The 5096-nt window shown below is 56.6% G+C and carries 5 protein-coding genes; 1 reads left to right on the forward strand and 4 read right to left on the reverse strand.

Annotated features, from left to right (window positions below):
* Positions 1-124: 124 nt before the first annotated feature.
* A complete protein-coding gene (locus D180_RS08910) occupies positions 125-1429 on the forward strand; it encodes a hypothetical protein (RefSeq protein ID WP_043090692.1) in 1305 nt (434 codons plus the stop codon).
* Positions 1430-2779: 1350 nt separating this feature from the next.
* On the opposite strand, the gene D180_RS23870 is transcribed toward D180_RS08910, so the two are convergent.
* The 4 genes from D180_RS23870 to D180_RS24505 form a co-directional block, all read right to left on the reverse strand.
* Positions 2780-3004, reverse strand: coding sequence for a hypothetical protein (locus D180_RS23870; protein ID WP_157835444.1), 225 nt, complete (start codon positions 3002-3004; stop codon positions 2780-2782).
* Between the two features lie 224 nt (positions 3005-3228).
* Positions 3229-3816, reverse strand: a complete 588-nt coding sequence (locus tag D180_RS23875; protein ID WP_157835120.1) for a hypothetical protein — start codon at positions 3814-3816, stop codon at positions 3229-3231.
* A 639-nt stretch (positions 3817-4455) separates the two neighbouring features.
* Positions 4456-4743, reverse strand: a complete 288-nt coding sequence (locus tag D180_RS08915) for a barstar family protein (RefSeq protein WP_043090693.1) — start codon at positions 4741-4743, stop codon at positions 4456-4458.
* Positions 4744-4817: 74 nt separating this feature from the next.
* The coding region (locus tag D180_RS24505; protein ID WP_232760409.1) for a hypothetical protein at positions 4818-5096 on the reverse strand (279 nt) is incomplete at its 5' end.

A 5096-nucleotide genomic window follows, 5' to 3' on the forward strand; every position in this document is an offset into this window, starting at 1 on the left:
GACTCCAAATCGCCCTGCTACTCAAAACCGGGGGACGTCGGGGCGTCGGTTTGACACAGGCATACGCGACAAGAAAAATAGATGGAGCTGCCCTTCAGGAACAAAATTCAAGGAGGATCAAACGATGACACACACGTGGCTTTTCGTCGCAGCCTGCGCAATGGCGCTGTCCAGTACTGCTCAGGCTCAGGATGCCAAGCCTTTGGACCAGTTGGAGGTCATCTCCCGCAGCTACGCAAAGGACAATCACGTGGCTGAAGCGGAAGCCTCGCGGCGCCTGGAGCTCAGGCAGGTGCTTGCCCGGTCGGAGATCGACGCTTTCAAAGCGGACTATGCCGACCGTCTCGATACCTCGTATTGGGACGATAGCCGCGACGGGTTCAAGCTCGTGCTGCGGCTCAAGCAGGGTCCGCTACCCGCTATCCATGAGTTGTCCACGCCGCACGGAACCATCCCGGTCAAGTTCACGCTGGTGTCCGGCAAGACGCTAGACGAGATCAGCGCCATCCTGGCGGCGAACCAAGCACGCCTGCAGGAGCAGGTGCCCGGCTTGCAGGGCACGGGTATCGATGAAGTGGATGCTGCGATCGTGCTTTACGTCTTCGTCCCTGCGGAGGAGCAAGCTGCCTACGAAGCGGAGAACGCAGCGCTGAGTCGCCAGCTCGGCGTGCCTGTCAGGTTCAAGTTCCTGCCGGGCCCCATGGAATCAGAACCACAAGAGTCGCCCGAGCCATCGTCCAGCTCAACGTTGCCGACACAGAGTGCGCCATTGGCAACGACCCAGTCCCCCTATGTGCGGGGCGGCTCGCAGATCCTCAATCTGGACAACGAGCACCAGTGCACCGGCGGCTTCATCGTGCGGAACAAGGACAACACCAATTGGGGCCTGGTCACCGCGGCGCACTGTGGCAAGAACCTCATGTACGGAAACTGGTCGGATGCGGCAAGCGGCGTACAGGTCACCGCGAAGCTGACTTACGAGGACCGGATTTTCGACGCGACACACGACTTGGCATGGTTTTCTTTCCCAGTTCTGGGCTACCGCCCACTTGGAGAAGTCTTTGCGAGGGACACCTGTTCCAGTTGCGGTGTGGCGATCCTCTCGGCCGCAGCCGCCGTAGCTGGAGATCGGGTATGCCACAGGGGCTTGCAGACCGGTTGGACGTGCGGCGTCGTGTCGAGTAGCACGGCGAGCTTTAGCAGTAAGGAGTGCAACGGACAGGTCTGTGACCCCCTGGCCTACAAGGTGGTAGTGGGGGACGACTTGGCGTGCTTTCGTGGTGACAGTGGCGGGCCGGTCCACTATGGAAACATTGCCTACGGCATCGTCAAGAGCGCTTCCTATGCGGGCGTCGAATCGGGCCGGTGCGGCGCGCTGGTTTTCAGTCCGATTGGCAAGATCGTGGACTTAGGCCTACGGCTGTACTGATTCCAGTACGCTGCACCTCTACCGGCTCTATCACTAGCGCATCGCGCGCAGATCAAGTTGTCCAGCCGGCATACCAGAACCCGCCGCAGGAGCCGCCGCAGCGGCGAGCCGTGCCGCTTAATCGAGCAGGCACTGCGCCCCCGCCAGTCGCTCGTGTTCGAGGACCTTGTCGGCATGGGCCGATGCGGCACGGCAAAGGAGAGCCGTGGCCAGCACATCGGTCCAGGCGGCCGGGGGGATGCGGCGCGGCTGGCAGCGTCGCGCGAAAACAACGGCCAGTGCCGGAAAAGCGTCTGCTCGGCGATCGGCGCCGCCTGGCTCAAGCCCGGGCGCGCTGAGGTAGTATCCGGTTCGACCACGTCAACGTCGCATAGATGTCCGAACGCGTCGCATGTCGCCTTCACGGCGTGGATTTGAACAGCAAAAAGAGATCTGAGCGCACGCGCAGCAGGTGCTGAGCGTGCTCCCATTCTTTTGCCGGAGATCCCCATGCGCTGCGTCATCTATACCCGCAAGTCGGCCGACGAGACCGATCCTCAACTGAGAGAACTGGTGAGAGAACTGGGGTCAGAGTGCATTTTCAAGACAAGTGCACTCTGACTCTTTTTCCTACTGACTCTTTTTCCTAGACCGGTGATCAGACTTCTAAAGCATCACCGGAGTCGTTGTGCCAGCAGACGAAAGTTGGTGGCTTTCCCGTGTCCCGGAAGGAGGCGAAGGCTCGCTCAATCGTTGCGAGCGGCAGCGCCCATGAAGCTGGATATAAATCGACTTGGCCATTGAAGAGCCTGTATTCGATCATTTCGTCAAGCGGTCCGGAATAGGAAGGGTTGCGAGAACTGAAGCCTGGATCTTCAGACGAAGGCAAGAACATAAGCCAGCCGATGTCGCCGTTGATGAGAGCGCAAAGAGACGACCCATTTGGAGCCGATTCCCAGACCTCCCGACAGTTAGCGCAACTCAACATATAAGGACTAACACCTGATTTAAACCGAACCGCGAGGCAGCTTCCGCTTGAATAACTAGTTACACCGCAGTGCACGAATTTTTCGGCGCAAAAGTATGCCGGCAACAAGCATTGCGCTCCCCAAAAGGATAAAAATGTATGGCAGATATTCCGGCCAGGGTAGCTCGGCAGGGACCGCCCGAAGGTATTGATGGGAGGTCTCTCCATCACTTGGCAACATCAAGGAGATCGGAAGCTGATGCAGTACTATTGGCGTGCCGAATAGCCCGGTCAGCGAGAATAGCACGCCGAGCACTGTTACTAGGTTTGCGAGAATCTTCTTCATGTGACCTAGCGCTTAAATTATCTCAATCAGCGAAGCCGGTTCGGCCTGAATGGAACTGTCAGCTGCCGTTTCCGGCACTGACGTAGTTGTAACAGCCGACTGCAACAAGCGTGACCGTCAGCGCAATGAGACCGACGCCCTCGATATCTAAGTTCGACCGAAGAAGCTTGCGGCGCCAAGACGGGACGAGCAGGCACGGCGACACTACCAGCAGCCCAGCGCCGAGGCTAGCCAAGCCGAGTCCGATGTTGAACTGCCATGATTCCCAAAGCTGGCTAAGCATCTGACGTGGCACCTAGCGCCTGAACTAAGCGGACCCACGCAGCGACTTCGGCGTCGGCTTGAGTGAACTGTTAGGGACCACTGTTAGGCTCCAGCGACGATGATGCATCAAGATATTCCTGCGGCGGAGACTCAAGCTGAGGATTGGCAAGCCAGTGAGCTTCTCCGTGGATGCGAAGCATGGCCCAGTGCCACGCGTGCACTCTGCCCGCTCCACTTCGCTTGTCATTTTGTCTCCACTCGATTCAAAGCCGATTTCAGTGCAGTCCAGTGCCAAACCGAGTTGTCTATTCTCACTGCACATCCCGGGTTTTTAAGTAGTCGAATACTCGTAGTAACTCCTTCTTTCTGCAAGATCGCCTTGGCGTCGCTAAGCAAGCGCTTCTCACCTGTGAGCCAACAATTGAACTCGGAGGATACAAGTTGCATTGCTCTCTGGAGTGAGCACTCCAGTTTTTGTCGCAAGCGAATCACGCCCGCCTTGTCGCTTTTGTCGAAGTCCGGACCTAGCACGTAGTGATTGCTACCAGCCGTTGCAGCATCACATTTATCTTGAAGGTACTCATCAACACTCTGACCACTACCGACGGTTTCAATTTCACCCGATGCAGTACTGACAAGATGAGCATTTACGCCAACATAGCATCGCCCGTGAATACCTCGCAGGACAAAATCTTCGCTGTTTGCACGAATGATCCAGTAGTCACCACACTCAGAAAGCGCGCAGAATTGAATAACAAAACGATCTCTTCCTTCGCGAGAAGCTTCGCAGCAACGAAGGACTAAAGCTTTGGCTTGCTCTGCTTCGATCATTAGGTCGCCTAACGCCTGAGTGAAGCCGCCTTGCGAAGCGGCATCGGCTTGAACGAACGGTTAGGCGGTAGTGAAGCATGGTCCGTGCTCCCGAGTATTGCCGCCGAGAGCCGAGCATGCCACAGATGCCGGTTTGGTGCTTGCCAGAGGTGGTGACCGATGGATGTGTGACCTGGGCCTAAGACGATGAGCGAGGTAGGGCAACGAAGCCGGAAGACGAAGCTGATGACTATTCGATGGCGCAAAGCGAGAGGACTCCCCCAGAGGTAGAATTGCTGTCAGAGCCGACTTTCAAAGGTATCGAACAAAAAAGTGCACTCTGACCCGTGTTTTTTCTACGCGCAGCCGTGCGCCCCTGCCGTCGCCACCTTCGGCAGCGCTTATCGCACATTGCTTGAGCGACGAACTGTTTGCCGACATCCGCATTCGCATCCAGCAACAACTGGCTCTCGGCCATCATGCGTTTCGTGGCATGTCGAGGCCAAGACCCGCCGGTTCGCGGGTGTCAGGCTAGCCCATCGGCTACCCAAACCCACACGATCAACGAATAATTCAATCTACCTCCGCTATCCTTCGTTGTAAGAAACCTAACGATGGAGCTAAGCGACGCGCGACAGTGAGTGCACCTTGAACGGGATATTAGGTATACACGACTTTTGAAGAAAGAAGGGGGTACATATCGGACATGTCCTCGAGGCACTTGCACATCAGTTGCGCATCCGTGGGCATGCGCAATGAAAACTGCTGCCAGCCATCTAGAACTAGTTGCTCAGGCATTTCTACCAGACCGGTGATGGCGTCCCAAAATGCATTCCAATTGTGGCCATACCAGCTAGGGAAGCCGAGCGACTCCATGAGAAGGGCATGCAGATCCTTCGCGGACGTTACGTTTCCAAGCTCAGTTCGAATCACAGGGATGCGTGCCATGAGATTTGCTGGGTATCTAGATTAAGCCGCGCCGCGAAGTGGCGTCGGTTTGAATGAGTTGTTAAGCGCCGGAGTCATGCTGCAGCTTTGAAAATGAGATCTTGGAAGTCTTGCAGACGATGTGCACCGCCGTAGGCGTTACCAGCTTTGTACATAGCCAGTGACTCTTCTGGCCCCCTGCTAAGCCGGCCACCATTGTCCGCATATGGAGAATCTTGAAGGACAAGCGCTACGCCACTGAGTATAACTTGGGTCAGAGCGAACTTTAAAATCGTCGCGCATCCAGAGTGTACTTTGACCCCTGTTTTCACAGATGCCAATGGCTTGGGTCCGGAGGCTGGTTGCTTGTCGTT

The organism is Xanthomonas sp. SHU 166 (assembly GCF_000364685.1).
Lineage (GTDB): Bacteria > Pseudomonadota > Gammaproteobacteria > Xanthomonadales > Xanthomonadaceae > Xanthomonas_A > Xanthomonas_A sontii.